Genomic DNA, 25803 nt, shown 5'->3' with positions numbered 1-25803 from the left:
CCTGCGGCGAAGTGTTCGGAGATTTTTATACGGTTGTTCCCACATACAAAATACTGCGTGCCGTTCTCTGCTTGTATAACCTGCCCTGTTCGGGGTGTAAAAATATCGCTTTCACTTTTTGCCATCCAGTGTCCTCCATATTCAGTTTTCAAGGTACAATGCCGCACAAAGGCGGCGAAAATTTCTGCTTATATCTATCACCTTTCCTTTACCGTGTGCCGCTGCTGACGTTTCAGTTCCGCCAGTATATCCGGCGGGATACGGTCAACCAGCCGCTGTAAATTGTCCAGTTCGCTTTTCAGCTTTGCCCGTTCCATCGTATCTTTCATCTTTCCTTTTTCGCTGGCCTTTGCCCTTGCTTCCAACTTCTCATTCTCCGCCAGCAGGTCATTGATTGTGACCTTGTACTTTTTCAACTGCCCGGAGAAATTCTCCATCTGCGGGAACCACTTTTTCAGCATGGAGAGGGCTTCCTCTTTTTTCTTTCCGGCGTTCAGCGGGTTAATGCCGTCCAGTGTGGCTTCAATGGCTCTTGCCTGCCGGGAGAGGGAAACCGCCTGTTTGAAAAGCCGGGTGGGGATATGCTTCCGGCCTGTCCTGCTGGCGCTCTCCCCACGCTCCAAGTCAGGATATTTCTCCACCATATAGGCGTGAAAATCGTCCTGCCACTTCGTCAGGTTTGCCCGGTTGCCGATAATCTCCTTTGCACACAGGCGGTTGTCCTTTGTCAGCGGAACAAAGGTCAAATGCAGGTGGGGCGTTTTCTCGTCCATGTGTACCACCGCCGACACGATATTTTCCCGTCCTACCCGGCCAATGAGGAAGTCCGCCGCCCTCTGGAAAAACGCCTGTATCTCCTTTGGGGATTTCCCCTTGAAAAACTCCGGGCTGGCAGTTACCAGCGTATCGACAAACCGTGTGCTGTCCTTGCGGGTTCGGCACCCGGCCTGCTCAATCCGGCTCTGAATGAAGTGGTAATAGCGTCCCTCCGGCTTGACGATATGGAAGTTGTATTTGCTCCGGCTTGTGTCAATGTCGGGATTGCTGGCATACTGTTCTTTCTGTCTTTCGTGATGGGCTTCCAGCGGCCTTGCCGGGTTGCCCTTGTGCTTCTCAAACCGTAAAATTGCGTGTTGTGCCATTCTGCTCCTTTCCCCATTCCTTTCCTATCCGGGGTTTTCCACAGGGAAAATCCCGCAGAAAATAGCTCGGATAGGATTGGAATGGATAGAATATAAATCAATCTTTTTATCTTTGTATTTCTATATACCGTCCGGTTTTCGTACGTCTCAGGAGTGATTTCCGTACTTCATGGGTACGGTTTTCAGTCCTCCGGTGTACCAGAACGGGATTTCTTAAAGTCGGTGTTTGGAACCGCTTCATAGGATTTTGGGAAAATGCGGTTGGGTTTTCCACAGCCCTGCTTCTGGATCTCCACCAGTCCGGCGTATTGCAGTTCCCGCAGGGTATTCACCGCTTTCTGCCGCCCACAATGGAGCAGTGTGACCACTTCACAGATAGGGTAATACAGGAAAATCCGTCCGCAGTCATCCGCCCACCCATTCTTGCGGGATAACTCTGTCCGGCGCAGGATAAAGGCGTACAGAACCTTTGCCTCGTTGGACAGGGGCTTGAATGTGGGGGCTTCAAAGAGAAAATTCGGGAGCCGGGTGAAGCTGAACGCCTTTTCCGGCTGGTGGATATAGATGGTATTTGTCATAGTTCGTTTTGTGGACGGTTAGAAGCCCGTTTTCCGGGGCGGGCGATACTTTATACCACCTGCCCCGGTTTGGGGCTTGCAAAGCCTGATAAATCAAGGCTTTTTTCGCTCCTAACTGTCCACAGCAGACCTCCTTTTCCGTTCACTTTCTGTTTTCTGCCGCCTGTGAACTCTGGCGGCACAGCCGGGGCAGTATTTTGCCCGGTTGGATTTGGGGACGAACACGCCACCGCAGACCGCACAGCGTTTCAAGTCCTTATCCCGGAAAATTTCCGCTTCCAGCGTCCCGTCCAGCGGCAAGACCGCCCAGCGGAACCACTTACAGCAGACCGAGAAAGAAATCGTCTGCGGGCAGGTGCAGGTGTCCCCATCATCAAGGACAATGCAGTTGCCGTCCTCACAGCAACAACACTCCCGGCGTATCAGGCTGGCCGCCTGTTTTCTCTGCGCCGGTGTCATGCGGTAAAGGGAACCGTCCGGCCTGCGTTCCAGTGGCGGCAAGTCTTTATAGGGGTTATCTCTCATGCGTTCCCTCCATTTTGCTTTCCGTTGCCGTTCTCCCCGAAAAGGTTTCCTGCCCCATTCCTGCGGCGTGTTCCGGCGTTGGCACGCTCCCCGCAGCTTCGGGACATTTTGTCTCGAAGTCCGGTTCCTTGCGGTGCTTCCCCAGCCGGGGTATTCCTTTTCGGACGGTCATTCTGTTTTCAAGGTGCTGTCCATCGATGAACTACCCTAAGTCTACACGAAAAAAATGCAATCCCCGGAATTTTGCGAGAATTGCATTTTGATGAAGTTTACACTTTGGAAATTGCATTTTTGCAATCATTCTGTATAATGGAAGTATGCGGAGGAGGTGCGTATCTATGGCTTTACCCGGAACACCCGGACAGCGGATTTCCGATTTATGCAACGGGAACCACATCACACAAAAGGAGCTTGCGGAGAAGATAGGGGTTTCCGCTTCCCAGTTGAGCCGCATTGTCAGCGGCGAAACGAGAACGGTCAGCAGTGATATTCTCATAGGCGTGGCAAAGGAATTTAAGGTATCGACAGACTACATACTGGGCTTATCCACCGTGAGCGTCCGTAAAAGCTACGATATTTCTGAATTAGGCTTGTCCGAGGGAGCCGTGAGGGGGCTCGTGACGGGTGCTGTTGATGTGCAAATCCTCAACCGCCTGTTGGAACACAGGAATTTCCCTAAGCTGATAGATTTGATACGGATTTATTTTCAGGACACAGCGGCAAAAGGCATAACAGCAAGAAACCAGCTTATCGAGATAGCAACGGCTTCCCTGTCCGACCTGATGAAAGAACACCCGGAACACCGGGCGGAAGCAAAGCAGGATTTACAGCTTTTGAACGCCCAGAAGATGGGGGAACATGAGGCGGAGATTGAGAAAATCAAAAATGTGTTCCTTGCTATCCTGCGGGATATTAAGAAAGACATTGACAACGGGGAACAGCCGGGAGAAGCTGTGACCGCCGCGATGTTCCAAGCCATGCGGGACGCATTGGCGGAACAGAAGCAAAACCCGCTTTCCATTGACGATGTAGCGGCGATGGTTGCCGGACAGATCGGACAGCTTACGCCGATGGATGAAGAAACTGCCGACCTGTTCAAGCAGTTGGCAAAAAAGATGATGAAAGGAATAGAATAATAGCCTGTTATTCGAGATAATAATATGCCATTAGTAAAGCATGACTACCCTGTTTTAGAGTACGATACCGCATCAAAAGCTGTTTTTCAGCCGGGAAATGGGAAAAAATGTTTTCCTGCAAAAGCAGTGTTTGCTTTTTTAGGAGACGAGGTTGAAAATTATGCACATACCCATGATGGAATACAGATAGATGAATTTGAAAGTGCAACAAGACGATATCCTATTTATGAATGTCTTTATAATCAGGAGAAAATATGTCTATGTCCGGCTCCTGTGGGAAGTGCTGCTGCCGTCCAAGTTTTAGAATATTTAATTGCAGGGGGTGTAACAAAGATTATTTCCGTCGGCTCCTGCGGCGTATTGGAAGACATCCCGGAAAATAGATTTTTGATACCTGTTTCTGCATTGAGAGATGAGGGAACATCTTACCATTATCTTCCTCCCTCCCGAGAAGTAGAGATTTCAAAGGCTGGTATAAATGCGATTGAATCTGCTTTAAGCCAAAAGAATATACCATATTGGGAAGTTAAAACATGGACAACAGACGGTTTTTATCGAGAAACAGTAGAAATGGTTCAGTATCGGAAAGAAGAGGGATGTCAAGTAGTAGAAATGGAATGTTCCGCATTGGCGGCGTGTGCAAAATTTAGAAAAGTTACATGGGCTATGCTGCTTTTTTCAGCCGATACTCTTGCAGACCCTCATAAATACCAAGAAAGAGAATGGGGAAAAACAAGTATATCCATAGCCTTAGAATTAGCCTTAGACGCTGTTTTATCAGTTGTTGAGGAGTAAAAATAAATACATATAGGAGTTACAATGAATATAAATGAATTTCCACAACAAGTAAATCAAGTTATTTCAATAGCAGAAACCATATTACAAGGTCAAATATTGGGGATATATTTATATGGTTCAGCAACAATGAATGGGCTGCGTCCAGATAGTGATATAGATATACTGATAATTACTAAACAAGAATTGAGTAATTCAATCAGAGCAGATCTAACAAAGCAATTATTGAAAATTTCTGGCTCCGTAGGCTGTATTGAAAAAAGACCTTTAGAGGTAACTATTATCAATCAATCTGATATTGTTCCGTTGCAATTTCCGCCAAAATGTCAGTATATGTATGGTGAATGGCTAAGGGGAGAGATGGAAGCAGGAGAATATCCGCAAGCCTGCAATGACCCAGATATAATGATTTTATTATGGCAAGCAAGAAAAAATAGCATAACTTTGAAGGGGGCGGAAAGCAAAGAGCTTATTCCCGCTATCCCATTTCACGAAATTAAAAAAGCAATTCGGTTTTCTTTACCTGGTTTGATTTCCAGCTTTAAGGGTGATGAAAGAAATGTGTTATTAACCTTATCACGAATGTGGTTTACTTTAGTAACAGAAGAAATCACGACAAAAGATGTTGCCGCAAAATGGGTAATTTTAAAATTGCCGGAGAGATTTCCCCCCCTGCTAACAACGGCAAAGGAAGCTTATTTGGGAAATTTGTCTGATGAATGGGAGACTGTAGAAAAGGAAGCGATGGCACTTGTAGAATATATGAAAAAACAAATTGAGGAATTACTTAGAACAGAGTAGCAAAGTTAGCGGGGCCAATCAACGGTCAAGATGAACGGCGCATAAATGCGCCGCCGTTGACAGTCCCGCCCGTCTTTGCTGATGGGCAATCAAGGCGGGAAAGCCCTAAAATGGCTTCCCGCCCATTTCAATCTTGAGAGAAGAAACGCTCCAAAATCAGAAAGAGAGCGGTAAATCTGAATTGCGAGGGAGAATGTAGATGAATCAAGGAAGAATTATTGTGATTACAGGTTCGCCGGGAACAGGAAAGACAACAACTGCGTCGATTGTCGCAAAAGAATCGAACATGGATAAATCTGTGCATATGCACACAGACGACTTTTTTCATTATTTAAGCAAAGGAGCAATATCGCCGCATTTACCAGAGTCCAACGAACAAAATTTAGTTGTCATTGAAGCCTTTTTAGAAGCTGCAAAGCGCTATGCCCGCGGCGGATATGATGTAATTGTAGATGGAATTGTCGGGCCGTGGTTTTTAGAACCATGGAGAGCCCTTGTTCGAGAAGATTATGAAGTACACTATATTGTTTTAAGAGCCAGTAAAGAAGAAACTATGAAACGAGCTGTGGAACGTTCAAAATTAGACAGAAAAACAAATGTTGAATTAGTAGAAACAATGTGGGAGCAATTTTGTAATTTGGGGATATATGAATCGAATGTTATAGAAACGACAACCTATTCTATCCAAGAGGCTGTTTTTGCAGTAAAAGAAAAAATTTCAAGTGGAGCCGCATTGCTATCTTAAACGATTTCTAAAAATCGAAATTTCATTTATCAGAGAAATAGCAAAGCCAGTCAACGGTCAAGATGAACGGCGCATTTCATGCGCCGCCGTTGACCGTCCCGTCTGGCTTTGCTGATGGGCAATCAAGGCGGGAAAGCCCTAAAATGGCTTCCCGCCCATTTCAATTATGAGAAAAGAAACACTCCAAAATCAGAAAGAGAGCGGCCAAGCACTTTGAGGGATTGGTCGCCTTGTTCACCCATTCAGCGGGACGGCGGGTGGCGGTCAAGGCCGGGTGTAAGCCCGTTCATTTCAGCCTTGACGGTTGCCCGCTGTCCTGTTACTTTTCCGGGAGTGTAGCCACAACTTCGGGACACTTTGTCCACAAGTCGGAGCGTAGGACGAGGGACGGGGGCTTTCATATACGCCCAGTCTGCTGTTGAAACCAGACCTGTGCTTACGGCTCTACGCCACGCAAGCACAGCCCTGTTTTCCTGCTGCTCCAAATGCCCTTGCCCTCCCCGGCGGCAACGGCATTTTCACGGCAACGCCGACAGAGCGTATAACACACTACACTTTGCTTCGCAAAGTCGTGTGCCAAATGGGGGCGTTGCCCCCTTTGGAAACCCCCACAAGAAAAGGCGGTACGCTACCCCTCCACGGGGCGCATACCGCCTTTTCTTGTTATCCAGCCCTCCGGCTGTATCGGTTGAGCAAAAGTCAGCGTGGGATTGATGTGGTATCTTTATCTAAGTGAACCCCCGGACTCCCACTTCTGCACCGCTTGGCGGGAGACCCCCAGGATCTCGGCCAGCTCCTCCTGCGAGAGTTGGCGGCCCCTGCGCAGGGCGTACAGCTTTTCAGATATGTCCATCGATTTCATCCACCTTGTCCATTGGTTTGCCGGGCGCTGTCGCCGCGGCTGTCTCCACCATAGGGGAAAAGCCCCTCTCCTTCCACCAACCGGGGGAGGCAATTTTGACAACCGCTGGTTGCAACCGCATGGCGGCGCGGTTTTTTAGGAGAAAGCCCCGCCATTTCAGTATACCCCATCTGCGCGGGGAATCAAAGGGGGGAAGGGGAGAGCCCCCCTCTTTTGGCAGGGGGAAGGACGGGCTGCCCATTGATGGGAAGGCATCTGTGGGGAGGGCGGCCGCCGGCTGCCAAGCGGGGTGCCCTTGCCGGCAGCGCTTTAGCGGCAAGGGGCGCCCAAAGGAAAGACAGAAAAAAGCCGCCCCTTTTGGGGGCGGCTTTTTGAAGAGGGGGGAGGGGGATTCACCCCTCGATCTCCCGGCGGTGTTGCAGGTGGATGCCGATGTGCCCCACCCCCAAGACCAGGGCGGCCAGCACCATCCAGACCACCCGGCCGTAGATGCCCAGGGCGAGGAAGGCCAGCACCGGCAGGGTCGCCCCGGCCACCGGGACGCCCAGCAGTGGGCGGTAGAAGTCCCGCAGGGTGCGCCCGCTGCGAAAGTAGCGCACCCACCAGCACTCGTAGGCCATCATCAGGACGAGGGAGAGGGCCAGCCAGAGGCTGCGGGGGGAGAGGGGGCGCAGGTTGAAGTCGGAAAAGACCAGGGCGCAGCAGGTGACGCCGGCTTCCCCTATCCGCTCCAGGGCCGCCAGCAGCCGGCTCTCCCCGGCGGCGGTGTAGCCGGTGGGCTGGCGCTTGACCCAGTACAGGTTGGGGACGAAGAGCATTGCCAGCCAGAGCAGGCCGATGTAGGAAAAGCCTAGGTGTCCCATACCAATCCCCCCTTTCTGCCGCCCAGGCGGCTATTTCTTGAGGACGGCCCGCCGGGTCAGCAGCCAGCCGCAGAAAGTGAGGAGCAGCGCCAGCACCATGGCGGTGCCCATGGCGGGCCAAGCGCTGTGAGAGGTGATCCCCAGAATGGCCGCAAAGAAGCGGATCACACTGCCGGTAAAGGACTGGGGCAGGGTCGGCCACAGAAGGGAGAGGAGGACCACCAGCAGCCAGGGGATGATCCAGAGGGTCATCCGCAGGAGTTTGTTCATCCGGTAGAAGAGGGCGCTGATGAAAAAGCCGACCAGGTAGATGGAGAAGCCCAGCACCGCCAGGAAGAGGAAGCTCATCAGCAGGGTGAGGGCCTCTTTGCCCGCACTTTGGGCGACGATGGCGATGCCGTCCGGGCCAAAGACCAGCCGCTCCCGCTCAAAGCAGAGGGTGTACAGGGTGGGCATGGGGTAGAAGAGGCTGATGAGGCGGTTGATGACGATCATCACCGCCGCCGAACCGATGGACGGCAGCAGCCCGCTGAGGGCGGTGCCCAGGAAGAAGTCCCGGCGGGAGATGTTGTTGGCCATGGCGAAGAAAAAGTTGTAGCGAAAGCCCACCACCCCGCAGACAAAGAGGAAGATGAGGATGGCCAGGTCGCTGCCGACGGTGTTCCCCCCGGGGAGCAGGTAGGAGAGCAGGGCGTTGAGGAGGACGAAGGCGGTGTAGATGGAGAAAAAGATGGCCGTGGGCCGCAGGAAGTCGGACAGATTGTACCGCATGACGGTGAGGGTGTGTTTCATTACAGTGTACCTCCTTTGCCCTGGGTCAGGTGGATGAAGAGATCTTGCAGTTTGGGTCGCATCAGGGTCAGGTTCAGCCGGTCGGCCTGTTCCCGGTCGGCCGGGCCGGCCACCGTGGCCGAGAGGTAGGGGCCCATCCGCTCGGTGTGGACGACTTCTCGCCCGGAGAGGTAGCCCATCACCTCGCCCTCGGCGCCGGAGACGCAGTGGTAGCGCTCTAGCAGCCCGTCCACGCTCTCACTTGCCAGCACCCGGCAGTCCTCCAGAATGATCACCGACTCCAGCAGGTCGGAGATCTCCTCGATGATGTGGGTCGAGAGGACCACCGTGCAGCCTTTCTCCCCGTAGAGGGAGAGCACCTCTTTGTAAAACAGGCTGCGGTGCCCCGCGTCCAGTCCCAGCACCGGCTCGTCGAAGATGAGCACCTCGGCGCCGGAGGAGAGGGTGACGATCAGCTTGACGATGGAGGCGTAGCCGGTGGAGAGGGACTTGATCCGCTTTTTGGGGTCGAGGCCGAAGGCGGCGGTGAGCCGGTCGGCCCGGGCCCGGTCGAAGTGGGGGTAGAAGTCGGCCGTCCAGCGGTAGAGCTCGGCCACCCGCATGTTCTCGGGGTAGAGGGCGGCCTCGCTCATGCAGTAGATTTTGCGCAGGGGGTCCCCGGGTCCGCCCACGGGGACCCCGTCCACCGCGATCTCCCCCCGGTCGGGGAAGATGCGCCGGGTGATCAGGTTGAGCAGGGTGGATTTGCCTACCCCGTTGCGCCCCAACAGGCCGTAGATGCGTCCCTCCTCAAAGGTCAGGTCGATGTCTCTGAGCACTTCGGTCTTGCCGTAGCTCTTGCAGAGGCCGTGAATTGCAATGGTTGCCATAATCAGACTCTCTCCTCTCTCTTTCAGCCGCGGTCGGCTTTGGCGCGCTGCAACAGGGCGATGACGTCGTCCACGCTGATTTGCAGCTTTTCGGCCTCTTTGAGCAGGGCGCTCACATAAGTGCCGTAAAAGTCCTCTCTCCTCTTGGCCAGGAGGATCTCCCTGGCCCCTTCTTTGACAAACATTCCCACGCCTCTTCTCTTGTACAAAATTCCCTGTTCCACAAGGAGGTTATACCCCTTGGCCACGGTGGCGGGATTGACCTTGTAGCCCACCGAGATCTCGGTGGTGGAGGGGATCTGTCCCTCTTCCGGCAACACCCCCAGGACGATGTCGTCCTCGATGGAGCGGGTGATCTGCTGATAGATGGGCAGGTCGCTGCCAAAGTCCAGGTGCACGGCGATCCCTCCCTCTTGTTATTTAGTTCATTACTTGTGTAACTAACTATATAACTTTGCGCTCCCTTTGTCAACCGTTTTCTTCCTGAAATTTTGGTCGGGGGGTGGCAGACAAAAAAATCCCCCGCCCAAAAGGGCGGGGGAGAGGGGGCGGAAGGGGTCACAGCTTGACGAACTTGTCGGCCCCTTGGTGGCAGATGGGGCAGACAAAGTCGGGGGGAAGGGTCTCCGACTCGAGGATGTAGCCGCAGACGGTGCAGCGCCAGCCCTTGACGGCGAGCTGGGCGGCCGCCTCTCCCTTGTAGGAGGGGGCGTTTTTGGGGGTGCCGCCCTTTTTGACGGTCTGGTAATAGGTGTAGGTGAGCACCTCGTCCTGGCTCAGGGTCTCGGCCTCCTCCGCCTCGCCGATAAAGAGGATGTGGGTGCCCAGGTCCAGCTGGTCGATGACCTTGCAGCTGACAAAGGCGGCGGCGCTCTCGGTCACGTAGGGGATGCCCGCCCTGTCCCGGGCGTGGGGGGTGGCGGCAAACTTGTCCTCGTCGGCGCTGGAGCGAAAGCCAAAGCGCCCGATGAGGTCCATGCTGGCCTCCTGCAACAGCGAGGTGGCAGCAAACCGCCCCGACTTGGCGATGATCTGGGTGGTGAAGTTGTCCTTGCTCACCGCCACCGCCACCTTGACGGGCTCGGCCGTCACCTGGGTGAGGGTGTTGACGACGCAGCCGGCCGCCTTTCCCTCAAACTCGCTGGAGAGGATGTAGAGCCCATAGGTGAGTTTGTAAAATGCTTTTAAGTCCATACCTGCGCCTCCGTTATGACAATAATAGGAATCATTCCTGTTTCTGGTATTAACTATACTATGTTTATCCAAGAAATGCAAGAGGTTTTGCAAAAAAGAGGAGAGAGACAGACATCCCCCCTTCCAGGATAGGCCGCCGGGGGGCAATTTATGAGGGGGGCGGACCGATCGGCGCAAAAAAACCGCCCAGCAGGTGCGGGCGGTCTTGGAAAATCAGCCCTTGCGGGCCTCTTTGAATTTGACGTAGCCGAAGAAGGGGTTGTACTCGATGTGTTCGGCCTTTTCCCCCTGCACAAAGAACTGCGCCTGGTAGTAGAGGGGGATGATGCAGCCGGTGTGGAGGACGACCTCCTCCAGCTGCTTGCAGAGGGCCTCCTTCTCGGCGGTGGAGGTGGCGTTGTTGATCTGCTCCAGCAGATTGTCCACCGTCGGGTCGGAGAGGCGGGGCAGGTTCCACTCGCTGCCGGTGGCAAAGTCGCCCAGGTAGGCCTCGACGCTGTTCTGGGTGGAGGTCACCGGCATCAGGGCGATGTCGAAGTTGCCGGCATCCACCAGGGCCTCCACCTCCGACAGGGGCTGGGCGGCGGCCTGGACGGGGAAGAAGTTCAAATCCCGCTGCCAGAGCTGCATCAGCTCGCTGAGATAGCCCTCGCTCCCCTCGGGGCAGAGGACGGTGAGGGACTCGGGGCGGTCTTTGCCCAGGGCCGCCAGACCCTGGGAGAAGAGCTGCTTGGCCGTCGCCGCGTTGGGGGCCTCGATGACGGTGGCCCCGGCGTACTCCCGAAAGGACTGGCCCATCATGGTGACGCTGGGGGGCACCAGGCCGCCAGCCACCTTCAGGTAGTCGGGCAGCAGGTCTTTGATGGCGCTGGTGTCAGTGGCCAGCATCAGTCCGCGGCGAACGGACTGGTTTTGCAGCATCCCCCGCTGGGTGTTGAGCACCAGACACCAGGTGGTGTTGTCGTAGGTGAGGGCCCGCTCGGCCAGCTTGCCCCCCGGGTGTTCCCGGTACAGGAAGCAGTCGCTCTTGCCGCTCTCAAAGCGGGCCTTGCGCTCGCCGTAGCCCCCCTCCACCGAGAGCAGCACGCTCCCTGCCACCACCGGCGAGTCGGACTTGTAGGTGCTGTTGGCCTTTAGGAAGAGGTAGTTGGCGTCCTCGTTGTCGATCCAGGTGTCCAGCAGGAAGGGCCCGTTGGAGAGCAGGTCTTTGCTGCTGAGGCCGTAGCCGCCCTTGGTCCCCTCGAAGAAGGCCTGGTTGCAGGGGAAGGCCGCCGGGGTGGTGAGCAGGTCGGTGAAGAAGGGGTCGCTGTGCCAGAGGTCAATGACCAGGGTGCGCTCGTCCACCGCCTTGACCCCCAGCCCTTCCAGCGAACCGGTGCCCTCGTAGTAGGCGCGGCTGCCGGAGATGGAGAAGAAATCCCCCGCGTAGGGCGAGCGGGTGGCCTTGTCGAACAGGCGCTGGAAGGCAAAGGCAAAGTCGTAAGCGGTCACCGGAGTGCCGTCGGACCAGGTGGCGTCGGCGCGCAGGGTGAACCGGTAGCGCTTTTCGCTGTTTTCGGTGGTGTAGGACTCGGCCACCCCGGGCACGATCTCCCCGCTGGAGGTCTTGACCAGCAGCCCCTCGAAGATGTTCCCCACCACCGTGAGGGAGGCGCTGTCACTGGCCAGTTGGGGGTCGAGGTTTTCGGGGTTTTGCTCCAGATCGTAGACGATCTTTTTTCCCCCGCCCCGGTTGCCGCAGGCCGTCAGCGACAGGCAGAGGGCGGCGGACAGCAGGGCGGCCGTCCACCGTTGCAGCCCCTTTTTGAGCGCCCTCACAGCAGGTGGATGCCGTGGCGCGCGCAGGCGGCCACGTCCTCCTCCGGCCAGACGCTGGCCTGCACCTCGCCGATGTGGGCCTTTTGCAGAAGCAGCATGCAGATGCGGGACTGGCCGATCCCCCCGCCGATGGTCAGGGGCAGGGTCTCGTCGATGAGCATCCGGTGGAAGGGGAACTTCACCCGGTCGGTGGCCTTTCGCTCGGCCAGCTGGTAGAGGAGGGCCTCCCTGTCCACCCGAATGCCCATGGAGGAGATCTCCAGCGCCCGCTCCAACAGCGGGTACCAGACCAGGATGTCCCCGTTGAGGGACCAGTCGTCGTAGTCGGGGGCGCGGCCGTCGTGGGGCTCGCCCCCCCGCAGCTTGCCGCCGATCTGCTGCAAAAAGACCAGCTTCTTCTCCCGGCAGATCAGGTCCTCCCGCTCCTTGGGGGTGCGATCGGGCCAGCGGTCTTCCAGCTCCTGGGTGGTGACAAAGGCGATCTCGCTGGCGATCACCGGCTCCACCTGGGGAAAGGCCTCGCAGAGTTTTTGCTGGGTGGTGTAGAGGGCGTCCACGATCTGGTTGACCGTCTCCCGGAGGGTGTATTCGTTGCGGGTCTGGCGGGTGATGACCTTCTCCCAGTCCCACTGGTCGACGTAGACCGAGTGCAGGTTGTCCAGCACCTCGTCCCGGCGGATGGCGTTCATGTCGGTGTAGAGGCCGGCGTCCGGCCCAAATCCGTATTTTTTGAGGGCCACCCGCTTCCACTTGGCCAGGGAGTGGACGATCTCCACGTCCGACCCGGCGTCGCGGATGTCAAAGGAGACGGGACGCTCCACCCCGTTCAGGTTGTCGTTGAGGCCGCTGTCCTGGGTGACGAAGAGGGGGGCCGAGACCCGGGTCAGGTTGAGGTTTTGCGCCAGCTCCCGCTCAAAGGTGTCTTTGATCAGCTTGATGGCCACCTGGGTCTCCATCACCGAGAGGGGGGCGCAGTACCCCTCGGGAAAGATGAGGGCTTGTACAGACATGGGCATTCTCCTTTTTATAGGGACAGAGGGCGGCTGCCGGGCAAACAAGTTGCACAGGAACGGCCCTTGATATTTGTGACATTTATGGATAAAAATATCATACCATCCCCACCCACCGATTTCAACCGCAACCGGCGCTCTTTTGCCCTTTTTCGGGGGATTTGGTTGCCTTTGGCAGGGGGAAAACGTATAATAAAAATATCTGTGGGCAGCGCGCCGCGGGTCTGGCCCCGCCGGCTGCCGAAAATCGTGTGCAAACGGGCCGGGAGCCGGGGCGGATCGTCCGCACCGGCGATTGCCGTGCGCCCGGACGGGCCAGAATCAATGCAGGGGGGATTTGCCGATGAAGAGCAAAGCAGCACTTTTTTTTGAAGAGATGAAGGGGAAGACCGTCTCCTTCGTGGGGGCCGGGGTCAGCCATTTTGACTGCATCCGCCTGTTTCGCGAGAAGGGGATCCGGGTGCTGGTGCGCGACCGCGCCGACCGCGAAAAGATGGGGGAGACCGCCGACCGGCTCGAGGCCATGGGGGTCTCCCTGATCCTGGGGGAAGACTACTTGAAAGACATCCGCGAGGACGTTCTCTTTCGCACCCCCGGTATGAAATTTTACACCCCCGAGCTCACCGAGGCCCGGGCCCGCGGGGTGGCGGTCACCTCTGAGATGGAGGTGTTCTTCGCCCTCTGCCCCTGCACGATCATCGGGGTCACCGGCAGCGACGGCAAGACCACCAGCACCACCATCCTCTCGGAGTTTTTGAAGGCCGAGGGGAAGACCGTCCACCTGGGGGGGAACATCGGTCGGGCCCTACTGCCCATCGTCGAGGAGATCGCCCCCGAGGACTTTGCGGTGGTGGAGCTCTCCAGCTTCCAGCTGATCTCCATGCGCCAGAGCCCGGACATCGCCCTCATTACCAATGTGGCCCCCAACCACCTGGATATGCACAAGGACATGGCCGAGTATGTGGACGCCAAGCGCAACCTCTACCTCCACCAGGGGGCCTTCTCCAAGACGGTGCTCAATTTTCACAACGACATCACCCGCTCCTTCGCTGAGGGGGTGCGGGGGGACCTCTACTGGTTTGACCGCTTTGCCCCGGTGGCGCGGGGGGCCTTTTTAAGCGAAGAGGGCGTGCTCTGCATGGCCGACGGGGCGGGGGTGCACCCTCTCTTCCACAAGTCGGAGATCCGCATCCCTGGGGAGCACAACGTGGAAAACTACCTGGGGGCCATCGCCGCCGCCTGGGGCCTTGTCTCCCCCGAGGCGATGCGGAAGGTGGCCGCGGCCTTCGGCGGGGTGGAGCACCGCATCGAATTTGTGCGGGAACTGGACGGGGTGCGCTACTACAACGACTCCATCGCCAGCAGCCCCACCCGCTCCATCGCCGGGCTGCGCTCCTTTGACCGGCGGATCATCATGATCGCCGGGGGGTACGACAAGAAGATCCCCTACGAACCCCTGGGGCCGGTGGTGGCCGAGCGGGTCAAGGTTCTGGTGCTGATGGGCGCCACCGCCGAAAAAATCGAGGCGGCGGTCACCGGCTGCCCCGCATACGACCCCCAAAAACTGCAGATCCTGCACGCCGCCGACATGGCGGAGGCGGTGGCCAAGGCGCGGGCAGCCGCCCAGCCGGGGGACATCGTCAGCCTCAGCCCGGCCTCGGCCAGCTTTGACCTCTACAAGAATTTCGAGGTGCGGGGCAACCACTACAAGGATATTGTCAACGCCCTCTAGGGCGCCGGAAGGGAGAGAGAAGATGGACACATTTGAACTGCTGAAGGCCCTCTGCGACGCCGACGGTCCCGCCGGGGACGAAGGGCGGGCGGCCGACTGGGCGGCGAACTGGTTGGCCGACTGCTGCGGCCCGGTGGAGCGCAGCCCCCTGGGCAGCGTATGCTGCACCGTCGTGCCCCCGCAGGAGGGCAGGCCCCACCTGCTGCTGGACGCCCATCTCGACGAGGTGGGCTTCATCGTCACCCACATCGACGAGGACGGCTTTGTCAAGATCGCCCCGGTGGGGGGGATCGACCACCGGCTCCTCCTCTCGGCGCGGCTGAGCATCCTGGGGCGGGAGGAGGTACCGGCGGTGGTCAGCTGCCTGGCGCCCCACCTCTCCGCGATGGAGGGGTTCAAAAAGGCCCCTCCTGTGGACAAGCTCTACCTGGACACCGGCTTTGGGAAGGAGGAGCTGGAGCGGCTGGTCGTCCCCGGCGACCGGGTCTGCTACCGGGCCCCCCTGCGGCGGTTGCTGGGCGGCCGGGTCACCGGCAAGGCGCTGGACGACCGGGCCGGCTGCGCTGCCGTCTGCCTGGCGGCCAAGGCCATCAAGGAGGCGGGCTTTGCCGGCTGCGGGGTCACCGCCCTCCTCTCCACCCGGGAGGAGGTGGGCGGCCAGGGGGCGGCCACGGCGGCCTTCCTCGCCGCCCCCACCCACTGCGTGGCGGTGGATGTCTCCTTCGCCCTCTCCCCCGGCTGTGACGCCGCCGACTGCGGCGAGCTGGGGGCGGGGCCGATGATCGGCTATGCCCCCACTCTGGACAGGGGGATGTACCGGGCCCTCTGCCGCGCGGCGGAGGGGGAGGGCATCCCCTTCCAGCAGGAGATCATGGCCGGGCGCACCGGCACCAATGCCGACGGGGTGTCGGTTGCCGGGGGCGGGGTGCGCTGTGTCACCCTCTCCATCCCCCAGCGGTACATGCACACCCCGGCCGAGGTCTGCGACCTGACGGACATTGAGAACACCGCCGCCCTGCTGGCGGCCTATGTGAAAGGGGGCGAGTGGTCGTGCTGAACACCCTCAAACAGCTCTGCGCCCTGGACGGCGCGTCCGGCAGCGAAGAGCAGGTGCGCTATTTCGTCACCGACCGCCTGAGCGAGATGGGGCTTTCCTACCAGGAGGACGCCCTGGGCAGCGTGATCGTCGAGAAGAAGGGGGCCCGCACCCCCGCGCAAAAGCGGATGGTCTGCGCCCACATGGACGAGGTGGCGCTGATCGTCACCGACGTCGACGGGGAGGGCTATCTCCGCTTTGACTGTGTCGGCGGGATCGACGAGAAGGTGCTCCCCGGCAAGGCGGTGCGGGTGAACGGCCTCGCCGGGGTCATCGGCGCGGTGCCCATCCACCTGCAAAAGGCAGAGGAGCGGGAGGGGGAGATCCCCCTGCGCCAGCTGCGCATCGACATCGGCGCCGCCAGCCGCGAGGAGGCGGCCCAGCGGGTACAGCTGGGGGACATCGCCTATTTCGACACCCCCTTTACCCCCCTGGGCGAGGGGCGGATCGCCGCCAAGGCCATTGACGACCGGGCGGGGGTCGCCATCCTGCTGGCGCTGCTCAAACAGCCCCTGCAAAACGACTGCACCTTTGTCTTTACCACCCAGGAGGAGGTGGGCTGCCGGGGCGCCCAGGCGGCGGCCTACACCGTGGCCCCCGACGTGGCCCTGGTGCTGGAAGCCACCACCGCAGCCGACAACCTGGGCCTGCCCGAGGGGCAGCGGGTCTGCGCCCTGGGCGGGGGCGCGGTGGTCGGCCCCATGGACCGGGGGACCATCTACGACCGGGAACTCCTGCAGTTGGCCCGCCGGATCGCAGAGGAGCGCGCGATCCCGATCCAGCAAAAGCAGGGGGTGTTCGGCGGCAACGACGCCGGACAGATCCACCGTAGCAGGGGCGGGGTCAAGACCCTGGCCCTCTCGGTCCCCTGCCGCAACCTGCACACCGCCAGCTGCGTGGCCAGCGCCGCCGACATCCACGCCGTCTACGAACTGGCCAAAGGGCTCATCGATGCCGTCGATTGACCCCCTGGCCCCCGGCGGCGCCCTCCCCCTGAAGGGGCGGGAGGGCTCGTTGACCGCCGTCAAGCTGGCCGCCCTCTACCGGGTGTGGGAACCGGCGCTGGGGGCGCGATTTTACCGTTTTTCGGGCGGGGGGGCCCTCTGCACCCTGGGGGAACAGGCGACGGTCTGTCTGGCGGATGCCGGGCAGTGGCCCCAGGCGGAGGAGTTCCTCCGCTTTTGCGGGGTGCGCCGCTACCTGGTCGACCTGCCTGTCGGGGGGGAGGAGCGGCGGGTGCTTGCCTGCCGCTGCCCGGCGGAGGGACACCCCGCCGCCGAGAGCCCACCCCTGGCCGAGGTATCGGCCCTGCTGGCCCGGTGGGACGCGGCCTTTGGCAGCCCCGCCTTCTACGGCGAACTGTCCCACCGGCTGCGCCACGGGGCCGCCCTGCTGGCGGGGGTGCGGGCGGACGGGGCGCTGCGGGCCACCGCCGGGGTCTACGCCCTGGACCTCGTCTCCCGCCAAGGGGTGATCGAGCAGGTCTACACCCAGCCGCAGTACCGGGGCCGGGGCTTGGCTGCCCGGGCGCTGGCCGATCTGCGGGCCGCCCTGCCCGGCTGCCGGCTGCTCCTCTGCTGTGCGCCGGAGCGGGTGTCGTTTTATCAATCCCAGGGCTTCACGCCCTGTCAAAGTACATGGGAGGGAATCATACAGTGACAGCATTTTTCCATTTTTCCGAGCGGGTCGAGGCCCTTGCAGAGGCCGCCGAAAAGCGGTGCCGGGGGGCCTTTGACCGCATTGAAGAGATACAGGCCTACAACCAGCAGAAGATCCTCCACGCCTTTCAGGAGCAGCGCATCGGCGGCTCCCACCTGACCGACACCACCGGCTACGGTTACGACGACCGGGGCCGGGACGCCCTGGACCAGGTCTTTGCCACCGCCGTGGGGGCGGAGGACGCCCTCTTTCGCGCCGGCTTTGCCTCGGGCACCCACGCCATCACCGTCGCCCTCTTCGGGGTGCTGCGCCCCGGCGACGTGATGCTCTCGGTCTCCGGCAGGCCCTACGACACCTTGGAAGAGGTCATCGGCCTGCGGGGGGAGGGCAACGGCTCCCTGAAGGACTTTGGGGTGGAGTACCGCCAGCTGGAACTGCGGGAGGACGGCCGCTTCGACCTGCCCGCCATCGCCGCGGCCTGCAGGGGGGTCAAGCTCTGCTACATACAGCGCTCCCGCGGGTACAGCCTGCGTCCCTCCTTCACGGTGGAGGAGATCGCGGAGGTCTGCCGCACCGCCAAAGAGGCCAACCCCGACTGCATCGTCATGGTGGACAACTGCTACGGCGAGTTCTCCCAAAAGGTCGAGCCGGTGCAGGTGGGGGCCGACATCATGATGGGCTCCCTCATCAAAAACGCTGGCGGGGGGATCGCCCAGTCGGGCGGCTATATCGCCGGCCGCCACGACCTGGTGGAGCTCTGCGCCTACCGGCTCACCTCCCCGGGGACGGGGCGGGAGCTGGGCTGCTCCCTGGGGCAAAACCGCGCCCTCTACATGGGGCTGTTTCACGCCCCCACCGTCACCGGCGAGGCCATGAAGGTCTCCTGCTTTGCAAACGCCCTCTTCGAGGAGCTGGGCTACCAGGTCTACCCGGCGGTGGACGACACCCGGGCCGACATCATCTCGGCCATCTGCCTGCAGGACAAAGAGCGGCTCTGCGCCTTCTGCCGGGGCATTCAGGCCGGGGCGCCGGTGGACTCCTTTGTCACCCCCGAGCCCTGCCCCATGCCCGGGTACGAGGACGAGGTGATCATGGCGGCAGGGGCCTTCACCATGGGCTCCTCCATCGAGCTGTCGGCCGACGCCCCCATCCGCGAACCCTTTGCCGTCTGGTTCCAGGGCGGGCTCAACTACGCCACCGGGAAGATCGGCATCCTCAAAGCAGCGGAAGAGGTGCTGAAAGTCAATGGGCAAACCGCCTAAGGTTGCGGCCGATGTGGAAAGGGCTTTGGGCAGAATCTGAAAACGCACAAATTTCCTAAAAAAATTACAAAAACCCCTTGCCAAAGCCGGGCGAGCGCGCTATAATAACAAACGTACTCGCGGATGTGGCGGAATTGGCAGACGCGCTAGATTCAGGTTCTAGTGGTAGCAATACTGTATGGGTTCAAGTCCCTTCATCCGCACCAAAAGAGAAGCCTCAGAAATCGCATTGTTAAGCGGTTTCCGGGGCTTTTCCTTTTTGTGTATGACGGGCGTTTTCTGTTCCATTGGTTCACGCTTGAACTCAACGACTTTTGACGACTTTTGAACGGGGTTTTCGATTGCCGCCCTCAGGTCTTCCCTCCATAAATGGGCGCAGTGTTTTTGGGGGACACGTTGCTGCTTTGTCCCATCAGTCGGGCGATTGCCCTGTCGTCTGTCCCTCCTGCAAAAGGTTGAAGAGGGATGTCGCATTTTATTGAAGGTGGGGGGAGACCAGCGTTACCCTGTACTCTCATCACCCGCCGACTGCGTTTTGGGCCCAGGCATTGGATCCCTGGCTGAAATCCCCTGTTCGGCTGCCCCCGGCAACCAAAGTGGTGGGAGCCGTCCAGCCAGATAGGGGAGAGTGCCATGGCCTTTTCCTCTATACAAATAGGGCTTCCGTTCTTTAAAATGGGCTGCAGTTGACAGAACGGGCCTTTGTTTCCATTTGCACTCTGCGTCTGTCTCGCCTTCGCCCTCGCCCTCTTGCGCGTGGAAGGGCCCCGGTCTCAGCGCCTGCGAGCGCGGGAAGGGGGGAACACATTCGCCGGGGTGAGATTTTTGCGCAGGGAGAGGGGGGCTTTCTCCCACCCTGGCGTTTAAAAAGTGGAGAGACCGTCCACTTGCTAAAAACGACGGGACGGCAGGCAAACGAAAAGGGGAGCCCACAGGATGGGCTCCCCTTTTTGTTTGGGCACTTTATTTAGTTTTTCCCTTTGCGCCGGAAGAGACCGCCCAGTTTTTTGGCTAGGGAACCGCCGCCGCTCCCTTTTTTCAGCTCTTCCGTTGCCCGGCTGCTGCCGTTGTCGGCGGCCTTTTGCAGCCAGTACTGGGCCCACTGCTGGCTGTCCGGCTGAGACGCCTCGTCCCGGTACCACAGCCCCAGCCAGAGCATGGCCTCCTCGTCGCCGTCCTCCGCCGCCCGGGTGTAGAGTTCGGCGGCCTTCTGCCGGTCCACCGGCACCCCGACGCCCTGGGTGTAACAGCGGGCCAGGTCGGTCACTGCGGGGGAGAAGCCCATCTCCATCGAGCGGGTGTAGCAGGCCACCGCCTGGGCGGGGTCGCGCTCGACCCCCAGCCCGTCGCGGTAGCAGTCCCCCAGCAGGTCGATGGCGCGGGAACTGCCGTTGTCGGCGGCCTTTTGCAGCCAGGGAATGGCCTGGGCCGGGTCCCTGGCCACCCCGATGCCCCGCAGGTAGCAGTACCCCAGATTGCACTGGGCGGCCACGCTCCCCAGGTCGGCGGCTTGGCGGTAGTACTCCGCCGCTTTGGCCTTGTCCATCTGCACGCCCCGCCCGTTTTCATAGCAGAGCCCCAGGTCGCAGACGGCGGTGGCATACCTCTGGTCGGCTGCCTGGCGGTATAGTTCCACCGCCTTGCCCTTGTCCACGGCGACGCCGTCCCCGTTGAGGTAGCAGTCCCCCAGCAGGTCGAGGGCGCGGGGATAGCCGCGGTCGGCCGCCCGCTCCAGCCAGAGGACGGCCTCGGCGGCGTTCGCCTCGCAGCCAATGCCCCGCAGGTAGCAAAAACCAGCGTTGGTCTGGGCGGCCAGGTTGCCCAACTCCCCGCTCTGCAGGTAGAGCTGCAGGGCCCGGGTCTTGTCCATCTCCACCCCGGTGCCGTTTTCGTAGCAGAGGCCTAGGTCGCACAGGGCCACCGAGTAGTTTCGCTCTGCCGCCTGGCGGTAGTAGTCGGCGCCCCTCTGTTCGTCCTTTTCCACCCCGTCGCCGTAGAGGTAGCAGTCCCCCAACAGGTCGAGGGCACGGGGGTGGCCCTGCTCTGCCGCCCGCTCCAGCCAGGGGATGGCCTTGGCGGCGTCTGTCTCGCAGCCGATGCCCCGCAGGTAGCAGTAGCCCAGGTTGCACTGGGCGGCGGCGTTGCCGAGTTCGCCCGAGCGGGTGTAGTACTCCACCGCCTTGGCCTCGTCCTTCTCCACCCCGTCGCCCATCTCGTAGCACAGCCCCAGATCGCAGAGGGCGGGGGCGTAGTTCATCTCCGCGGCCTGGGCGTAGCGGCTTGCCGCCTCGGCGGCGTCCTGTGCCACCCCTCTGCCGTCGCGGTAGCAGCCGGCCAGCAGGGCGATGGCCCGGGGATAGCCGTCCTGGGCCGCCTTCTCCAACCACTCGACGGCCTTTTGCTCGTCCACCTCGCAGCCAATGCCCTCCAGATAGCAGTAGCCCAGGTTGCACTGGGCGGGCACATAGCCCCGCTCGGCGGCCTGCAGGTAGTAGGAGACCGCCTGGGCCTTGTCCATCTCCACCCCGTCGCCGTTTTCATAGCAGAGTCCCAGGTCGCACAGGGCGGTCAGGTAGCCCAGATCGGCGGCTTTGCGGTAGCAGGCCACCCCCTGCGCGGGGTCCTTTTCCACCCCGTCGCCGTAGAGATAGCAGTCCCCCAACAGGTCGAGGGCGCGGGGATAGTCCTGCTCGGCGGCCTTCTGCAGCCAGGGGACGGCCTTGGCGGCGTCCGCCTCGCAGCCGATGCCCCGCAGATAGCAGTAGCCCAGGTTGCACTGGGACGGGGCGTGCCCCAATTCGCCCGCCTTGGTGTAGAGTTCGACGGCCCGGGGCTGGTCCTGCTCCACCCCTTCGCCCATCTCGTAGCAGAGCCCCAGGTCGCAGAGGGAGGGGGGGTAGTCCAGCGCGCTGGCCTTTTCAAAGTAGCCGGCGGCCCGCGCCAAGTCCTGCTCGACGCCATTCCCGTCCCGGTAGCAGCTCCCCAGCAGCCCCAAGGCGCGGGGGTGTTCCTGCTCGGCGGCCTTTTCCAGCCAGGGGATGGCGGCCTGGGGGTCTGCCTCGCAGCCCACCCCCACCAGGTAGCAGAAAGCCAGGTTGCACTGGCCGGGAGCGTACCCCTGCTCGGCCGACTTCAGGTACTCGGCCACCGCGGCTTCGGCGTCCTTCTCCATCCCCAGGCCCAGCTCCAGGCAGAGCCCCAGGTTGTAGTTGGCGGGGGGGTGCCCCTGCTGGGCGGCCTGGCGGTAGCACTCCGCCGCCTGGACCTGGTCCTCCTCCATCCCGATGCCGTGGAAGTGGCAGTCTCCCAGGATGTTCAGCGCCCGGGGAAAGCTCTGGTCGGCGGCCTTTTGCAGCCACTGCACCGCAGCGGCCTCGTCCTTTTCCACCCCGATCTCGTTGAGGTAGCAGACGGCCAGATTGCACTGGGCGGGGGCGTAGTCCTGGTCGGCGGCCCGCCGGTAGAGCTGGGCGGCGTGGACCTTGTCCATCTCCACCCCGGTGCCGAACTCATAGCAGAGCCCCAGGTCGCAGACGGCGGGGGCATACTCCTGTTCCGCCGCCATCTGGTAGAGGCGCACGGCCTGCTCCTCGTCCTTCTCCACCTGTCCGCCGGCCTCGTAAAAGCCGCCCAGGATGCTCTGGGCGCGGGGGTTTTCCTGGGCCACGGCCCGCTCCAGCCACTCCATCCCCAGGGCGTCGTTCTTCTCCACCCCGATGCCGTTGAAGTAGCAGACAGCCAGGTTGCACTGGGCGGGGGCGTAGTCCTGGTCGGCGGCCAACTGGTAGAGGCGCACGGCCTGTTCCTCGTCCTTCTCCACGTGGGCGCCGTTTTCAAAAAAGCTGCCCAGAATGGTCTGGGCCCGAGGGTGGTTTTGGGAGACCGACTTTTCCAGCCACTCCATCCCCAGGGCGTCGTCCTTCTCCACCCCGATGCCGTTGAAGTAGCAGACGGCCAGATTGCACTGGGCGGGGGCATAGTCCTGGTCGGCGGCCTGGCGGTACCACTCGGCCGCGGCCTTGGGGTCGCGCTCGGTGCCGTCGGCGTTTTCATAGCAGAGCCCCAACTCGCACTGGGCCGAACAGCTGTCCTGCTCGGCGGCCTGGGTGAGGAGTTCCAGCCCCTTTTTCTCGTCCTTCTCCACGCCGCGGCCCTCGAAATAGCAGCGGGCCAGGGCCTCGATGGCCCGCAGGTCCCCCACCTCGGCGGCCTGGCTGAACCAGTAGACCGCCTTTTCAAAGTCGGCCTCCACCCCGTCGCCGCTGGCGTAGTGCTCGCCCAGGTCGTATTGGATCGAGGTGTCGCCCAGCTCCGCCTGCTCGAGCAAGGACTGAAAGTCCTCTTTGGACTGTTTCAGCTCCTTGGCCGCCCGCAACAGGTTCTGGGTGTCCACCAAGACGATGTTCTGGTCTTCAAACAGGTTGTCCCCGTTCTGTGTTGCCTCCATCTCTACCCATCCTCCTCTTCTTGTGCATTCGACAATCTTCTATTAAAGAATGGTACCAGCCGGGGCTGGTAAAGTCAATGCAATCTATTCCCACAGAGCGTGAAAATTCATCCTTTTTTACTATCTTGTGTCCAGGAAAAGAGGAGGAGCGGGTGACGGCTCTTTCCTTTCTCGCTATTCAAAGGTATAATAAAAACAGGCCACTTTAATATTTCGCCCCTGAAAAAGGGCAAAGAGGGGGAGCACCGTGAAGAAAAATCGCTGGGTCGGCGCACTGCTGGCCCTCTGTCTGTTGCTGGGCACCTTGCTGACCGGCTGCGGCAGGGACAAGGAGTACCAGTACAACTTTGACAACGGCTGTATCAAGGCCCAGTACGACGAGAGCTACTGGGAATACCTGGACGCCGGCAAAAGTGGGGACTACTACGAACTGCTGTTTTACGAAAAGGGGCTGGACGAGGAGGACACTTACGAGGAGGGCAACCTGGTTGTCGTCTACTACGCCGACCGCCTCTCTGTCGACGAAGAGGACTATGTTGATGAAACCAAGGCGGACGAAAGGGACGACGGCTATACCGTCAGCCGGGAGAGCCACCGCAGCGGCAGCGTGAACGGCGCCTCCACCAGCACCTATAAGTACCGTCTGAACGGCGACGTCGAGCGCACCATCATCTTCCACAGGGATGAGGCGGGCGGCCTCATCATCGACGTCTGGATGGGCGCCCCCGACCGGGCGGTGGGGGACGAAGACCTGGTCAACAGCATCCGCAAATACGGCCCCCTGTCCGACTACGAGTGGAGCTTTGGGGGGCAGACCGCCCCCGGCGGAAACTCCTCTTCCGGGAGCGGCAGCCAGTCCTCCGGCTCGGGAAGCAGCGCCCCCAAACCGGCGGACGGGTTTACCTATCTCTCGCAAATCACCCTGCAGGCCGACGGCAAGTCCCTGGGCGTCTACTGCCTCAAGGACGAGGACATCTACCTCAACGGCGACTACGCCTCCACTTCGGCCGACGGCATCGAGCTCACCACCTACCTCTTCACCAGCAGCGGCGCGGGGGCCGACACCCCCAAAGAGCGGGTGGATGCAGATGTGAGGGGGACCCTGGCGGTCAAGGGCTCGCTTGACTTTTACAGCGATGTCGCCGCCGAGGAGCCGCTCACCGGCGACGGTTGGGCCCTGCAGCAGGTCAACTTCAACTATGTCGGGTTCGACGGGGAGAAGTACCCGGGCTTTGTCATCCACAAGGTGGACCAGGTGGGGACAGACACCTTTTTGAGCATCGAGGTGGAAATCAACAGCTACGATGCAGAGACCACCACCCGTCCTGCTTTTGAGGAGGTCTGCAAGGCCTTTGGCATCCACTTTGACTTTGGCGACTAGGCGACCCGATTTGTAAAATCGATTGCAGACAAAAAGAGAGAGGCCATTTGGCCTCTCTCTTTTTGTCGCGTTTTATTGCACCGGTCTCTATTCCAGCAGCTCCCACAGCGCCGCAGGCAGCGACAGGTCCCCTTGGGGGATCTTGTCCCAGGAAAAGAGGGGGACAAGGTCCTGTGCGCGCACCGGTTCCGCCCGTTCCAGCAGCCCGCAGAGCCAGCCCAGCAGCCCCAGCAGCGGTTCGGGACCTGGCAGCCGGCGGCGGATGGCCCCCAGGTCCAGGTCCCCGTCCCGCTTGGAGAGGCGCCGCCCGTCCGGCGCGGTGAGGAGGGGGATGTGGGCAAAGGTGGGGGAGGGCAGCCCCAACAGCCGGTAGAGGTAGAGCTGCCGCGGGGTGGAGGAGAGCAGATCCGCCCCCCGCACCACCTGGGTCACCCCCATGGCCGCGTCGTCCACCACCACCGCCAGCTGGTAGGCGAACACCCCGTCGGAGCGGCGGATCAAAAAGTCGCCGCACTCCTGCTGCAGGTTTTCCGAGTAGGGGCCCAGGTGCCGGTCGACAAAGGAGACCGTCTCGTCCGGCACCCGCAGCCGCAGGGCAGGGGGCCGCTGCCGCCGCCGCTGGGCGACCTCCTGGGCGGTCAGGTCCCGGCAGGTGCCGGGGTAGAGCACCCGCCCGTCCGAGAGGTGGGGCGCCTGGGCCGCGTGGAGCTGGGCGCGGCTGCAAAAGCAGGGGTAGACAAGCCCCTGCTCCTCCAACCTGGCCAGGGCGGCTTGGTACAGGGCGGTGCGCTCGCTCTGGTAGTAGGGCCCATCCGGCCCGCCGGAGGAGCCACCCTCATCCCAGAAAAGGCCCAGCCAGCGCAGATCGTCCTCCAGCAAGTCGGCGTATGACCGGGGGCTGCGCATGGCGTCCAGGTCCTCGATGCGCAGCACCACCCGGCCTCCCTCGGCCCTGGCCGACAGCCAGGCCAGCAGGGCGCACAGCAGGTTGCCCAGGTGCATCCGCCCGCTGGGGGTGGGGGCAAACCGCCCCTTGATCGCTCCTTTCTCCATCTGCCATCCCCCTTTTGCGCTGCGCGTCTCTGGGGGTATTGTA

The 25803-nt window shown here is 60.6% G+C and carries 23 protein-coding genes and 1 tRNA gene; 11 read left to right on the top strand and 13 right to left on the bottom strand.

What is annotated here, in order from left to right:
* Positions 1–197 precede the first annotated feature (197 nt).
* The 3 genes from mobV to GT748_RS09590 form a co-directional block, all read right to left on the bottom strand.
* Positions 198–1142 (bottom strand): MobV family relaxase, encoded by a 945-nt coding sequence (gene mobV, locus GT748_RS09605; RefSeq protein WP_122790866.1) that lies wholly within the window; start codon positions 1140–1142, stop codon positions 198–200.
* A 182-nt stretch (positions 1143–1324) separates the two neighbouring features.
* Positions 1325–1720, bottom strand: a complete 396-nt coding sequence (locus GT748_RS09595) for a replication initiator protein A (protein ID WP_008666017.1) — start codon at positions 1718–1720, stop codon at positions 1325–1327.
* A 111-nt stretch (positions 1721–1831) separates the two neighbouring features.
* Positions 1832–2245 (bottom strand): cysteine-rich VLP domain-containing protein, encoded by a 414-nt coding sequence (locus GT748_RS09590; protein WP_058722955.1) that lies wholly within the window; start codon positions 2243–2245, stop codon positions 1832–1834.
* Positions 2246–2583: 338 nt separating this feature from the next.
* Here GT748_RS09590 and GT748_RS09585 point away from each other — a divergent pair, with 338 nt between their 5' ends.
* The 4 genes from GT748_RS09585 to GT748_RS09570 all read left to right on the top strand — a co-directional run bounded on the left by GT748_RS09585 (position 2584) and on the right by GT748_RS09570 (position 5722).
* Entirely contained in the window at positions 2584–3381 is a 798-nt protein-coding gene (locus tag GT748_RS09585; RefSeq protein WP_002578724.1) for a helix-turn-helix domain-containing protein, read from the top strand.
* A gap of 24 nt (positions 3382–3405) precedes the next feature.
* Positions 3406–4176: a nucleoside phosphorylase gene (locus GT748_RS09580; protein WP_002578723.1), complete on the top strand. Its 771-nt coding sequence runs from the start codon at positions 3406–3408 to the stop codon at positions 4174–4176.
* A 24-nt stretch (positions 4177–4200) separates the two neighbouring features.
* The gene (locus GT748_RS09575) at positions 4201–4977 is read left to right on the top strand and encodes an ANT(9) family aminoglycoside nucleotidyltransferase (protein WP_002578722.1); all 777 of its coding nucleotides are present in this window, start codon (positions 4201–4203) and stop codon (positions 4975–4977) included.
* Between the two features lie 199 nt (positions 4978–5176).
* A complete protein-coding gene (locus tag GT748_RS09570; protein WP_161213558.1) occupies positions 5177–5722 on the top strand; it encodes an AAA family ATPase in 546 nt (181 codons plus the stop codon).
* 724 nt (positions 5723–6446) lie between these two features.
* On the opposite strand, the gene GT748_RS09555 is transcribed toward GT748_RS09570, so the two are convergent.
* The 8 genes from GT748_RS09555 to asnA all read right to left on the bottom strand — a co-directional run bounded on the left by GT748_RS09555 (position 6447) and on the right by asnA (position 13130).
* Positions 6447–6575 (bottom strand): helix-turn-helix transcriptional regulator, encoded by a 129-nt coding sequence (locus tag GT748_RS09555; protein WP_161222337.1) that lies wholly within the window; start codon positions 6573–6575, stop codon positions 6447–6449.
* 401 nt (positions 6576–6976) lie between these two features.
* Complete coding sequence (locus GT748_RS09550; RefSeq protein ID WP_021658424.1) at positions 6977–7447, bottom strand: hypothetical protein; 471 nt, start codon at positions 7445–7447, stop codon at positions 6977–6979.
* A gap of 30 nt (positions 7448–7477) precedes the next feature.
* Complete coding sequence (locus GT748_RS09545; RefSeq protein ID WP_021658425.1) at positions 7478–8239, bottom strand: hypothetical protein; 762 nt, start codon at positions 8237–8239, stop codon at positions 7478–7480.
* Positions 8239–9108, bottom strand: coding sequence for an ABC transporter ATP-binding protein (locus GT748_RS09540; RefSeq protein ID WP_021658426.1), 870 nt, complete (start codon positions 9106–9108; stop codon positions 8239–8241). Before GT748_RS09540 ends, GT748_RS09545 begins: the two co-directional genes overlap by 1 nt.
* Positions 9109–9131: 23 nt before the next feature.
* Positions 9132–9506 carry a GntR family transcriptional regulator gene (locus GT748_RS09535; protein WP_021658427.1) on the bottom strand — a complete coding sequence of 125 codons (375 nt, stop codon included), beginning with the start codon at positions 9504–9506 and terminating at the stop codon, positions 9132–9134.
* Between the two features lie 160 nt (positions 9507–9666).
* Complete coding sequence (locus tag GT748_RS09530) at positions 9667–10302, bottom strand: flavin reductase (protein WP_021658428.1); 636 nt, start codon at positions 10300–10302, stop codon at positions 9667–9669.
* Positions 10303–10515: 213 nt separating this feature from the next.
* Complete coding sequence (locus tag GT748_RS09525) at positions 10516–12120, bottom strand: peptide ABC transporter substrate-binding protein (protein WP_021658429.1); 1605 nt, start codon at positions 12118–12120, stop codon at positions 10516–10518.
* A complete protein-coding gene (gene asnA / locus GT748_RS09520; RefSeq protein WP_044991981.1) occupies positions 12117–13130 on the bottom strand; it encodes an aspartate--ammonia ligase in 1014 nt (337 codons plus the stop codon). The genes GT748_RS09525 and asnA overlap by 4 nt, the downstream gene beginning before the upstream one ends.
* Before the next feature lie 343 nt (positions 13131–13473).
* Here asnA and murD point away from each other — a divergent pair, with 343 nt between their 5' ends.
* From murD to GT748_RS09490, 6 genes are all read left to right on the top strand, one after another.
* On the top strand, positions 13474–14862 hold the full coding sequence (gene murD / locus GT748_RS09515) for a UDP-N-acetylmuramoyl-L-alanine--D-glutamate ligase (protein ID WP_021658432.1): 1389 nt from the start codon (positions 13474–13476) through the stop codon (positions 14860–14862).
* A 22-nt stretch (positions 14863–14884) separates the two neighbouring features.
* The gene (locus GT748_RS09510; RefSeq protein WP_021658433.1) at positions 14885–15919 is read left to right on the top strand and encodes a M42 family metallopeptidase; all 1035 of its coding nucleotides are present in this window, start codon (positions 14885–14887) and stop codon (positions 15917–15919) included.
* On the top strand, positions 15913–16923 hold the full coding sequence (locus tag GT748_RS09505; protein WP_044991983.1) for a M42 family metallopeptidase: 1011 nt from the start codon (positions 15913–15915) through the stop codon (positions 16921–16923). The genes GT748_RS09510 and GT748_RS09505 overlap by 7 nt, the downstream gene beginning before the upstream one ends.
* Positions 16910–17617, top strand: a complete 708-nt coding sequence (locus GT748_RS09500; protein WP_073261218.1) for a GNAT family N-acetyltransferase — start codon at positions 16910–16912, stop codon at positions 17615–17617. The genes GT748_RS09505 and GT748_RS09500 overlap by 14 nt, the downstream gene beginning before the upstream one ends.
* Positions 17614–18879 (top strand): aminotransferase class I/II-fold pyridoxal phosphate-dependent enzyme, encoded by a 1266-nt coding sequence (locus tag GT748_RS09495; RefSeq protein ID WP_368034051.1) that lies wholly within the window; start codon positions 17614–17616, stop codon positions 18877–18879. The genes GT748_RS09500 and GT748_RS09495 overlap by 4 nt, the downstream gene beginning before the upstream one ends.
* A gap of 119 nt (positions 18880–18998) precedes the next feature.
* Positions 18999–19085 (top strand) — tRNA-Leu (locus GT748_RS09490).
* Between the two features lie 761 nt (positions 19086–19846).
* Here the strand turns inward: GT748_RS09490 and GT748_RS15790 are convergent.
* Positions 19847–23326 (bottom strand): SEL1-like repeat protein, encoded by a 3480-nt coding sequence (locus tag GT748_RS15790; RefSeq protein ID WP_161213419.1) that lies wholly within the window; start codon positions 23324–23326, stop codon positions 19847–19849.
* 247 nt (positions 23327–23573) lie between these two features.
* Here GT748_RS15790 and GT748_RS09480 point away from each other — a divergent pair, with 247 nt between their 5' ends.
* A complete protein-coding gene (locus tag GT748_RS09480; protein WP_021660457.1) occupies positions 23574–24707 on the top strand; it encodes a hypothetical protein in 1134 nt (377 codons plus the stop codon).
* Between the two features lie 87 nt (positions 24708–24794).
* On the opposite strand, the gene gluQRS is transcribed toward GT748_RS09480, so the two are convergent.
* Positions 24795–25760, bottom strand: coding sequence for a tRNA glutamyl-Q(34) synthetase GluQRS (gene gluQRS / locus GT748_RS09475; protein WP_073261296.1), 966 nt, complete (start codon positions 25758–25760; stop codon positions 24795–24797).
* Positions 25761–25803: the final 43 nt, after the last annotated feature.

Origin of the sequence: Bittarella massiliensis (ex Durand et al. 2017) (assembly GCF_009876955.1) — a bacterium.
GTDB lineage: Bacteria > Bacillota > Clostridia > Oscillospirales > Ruminococcaceae > Bittarella > Bittarella massiliensis.
The sequence above is the reverse complement of the archived record's forward strand: the minus strand, read 5'-3'. Positions and strand labels throughout refer to the sequence as shown.

What these genes read in the sequence shown, in the direction of transcription:
- murD (WP_021658432.1), top strand. Translation starts at nt 13,474, where the DNA reads ATGAAGAGCAAAGCAGCACTTTTTTTTGAAGAGATGAAGGGGAAGACC.
- GT748_RS09510 (WP_021658433.1), top strand. Translation starts at nt 14,885, where the DNA reads ATGGACACATTTGAACTGCTGAAGGCCCTCTGCGACGCCGACGGTCCC.
- mobV (WP_122790866.1), bottom strand. Translation starts at nt 1,142, where the DNA reads ATGGCACAACACGCAATTTTACGGTTTGAGAAGCACAAGGGCAACCCG.
- asnA (WP_044991981.1), bottom strand. Translation starts at nt 13,130, where the DNA reads ATGTCTGTACAAGCCCTCATCTTTCCCGAGGGGTACTGCGCCCCCCTC.
- GT748_RS09575 (WP_002578722.1), top strand. Translation starts at nt 4,201, where the DNA reads ATGAATATAAATGAATTTCCACAACAAGTAAATCAAGTTATTTCAATA.
- GT748_RS09570 (WP_161213558.1), top strand. Translation starts at nt 5,177, where the DNA reads ATGAATCAAGGAAGAATTATTGTGATTACAGGTTCGCCGGGAACAGGA.
- GT748_RS09580 (WP_002578723.1), top strand. Translation starts at nt 3,406, where the DNA reads ATGCCATTAGTAAAGCATGACTACCCTGTTTTAGAGTACGATACCGCA.
- GT748_RS09530 (WP_021658428.1), bottom strand. Translation starts at nt 10,302, where the DNA reads ATGGACTTAAAAGCATTTTACAAACTCACCTATGGGCTCTACATCCTC.
- GT748_RS09595 (WP_008666017.1), bottom strand. Translation starts at nt 1,720, where the DNA reads ATGACAAATACCATCTATATCCACCAGCCGGAAAAGGCGTTCAGCTTC.
- GT748_RS15790 (WP_161213419.1), bottom strand. Translation starts at nt 23,326, where the DNA reads ATGGAGGCAACACAGAACGGGGACAACCTGTTTGAAGACCAGAACATC.
- GT748_RS09590 (WP_058722955.1), bottom strand. Translation starts at nt 2,245, where the DNA reads ATGAGAGATAACCCCTATAAAGACTTGCCGCCACTGGAACGCAGGCCG.
- GT748_RS09555 (WP_161222337.1), bottom strand. Translation starts at nt 6,575, where the DNA reads ATGGACATATCTGAAAAGCTGTACGCCCTGCGCAGGGGCCGCCAACTC.
- gluQRS (WP_073261296.1), bottom strand. Translation starts at nt 25,760, where the DNA reads ATGGAGAAAGGAGCGATCAAGGGGCGGTTTGCCCCCACCCCCAGCGGG.
- GT748_RS09500 (WP_073261218.1), top strand. Translation starts at nt 16,910, where the DNA reads ATGCCGTCGATTGACCCCCTGGCCCCCGGCGGCGCCCTCCCCCTGAAG.
- GT748_RS09540 (WP_021658426.1), bottom strand. Translation starts at nt 9,108, where the DNA reads ATGGCAACCATTGCAATTCACGGCCTCTGCAAGAGCTACGGCAAGACC.
- GT748_RS09585 (WP_002578724.1), top strand. Translation starts at nt 2,584, where the DNA reads ATGGCTTTACCCGGAACACCCGGACAGCGGATTTCCGATTTATGCAAC.
- GT748_RS09545 (WP_021658425.1), bottom strand. Translation starts at nt 8,239, where the DNA reads ATGAAACACACCCTCACCGTCATGCGGTACAATCTGTCCGACTTCCTG.
- GT748_RS09550 (WP_021658424.1), bottom strand. Translation starts at nt 7,447, where the DNA reads ATGGGACACCTAGGCTTTTCCTACATCGGCCTGCTCTGGCTGGCAATG.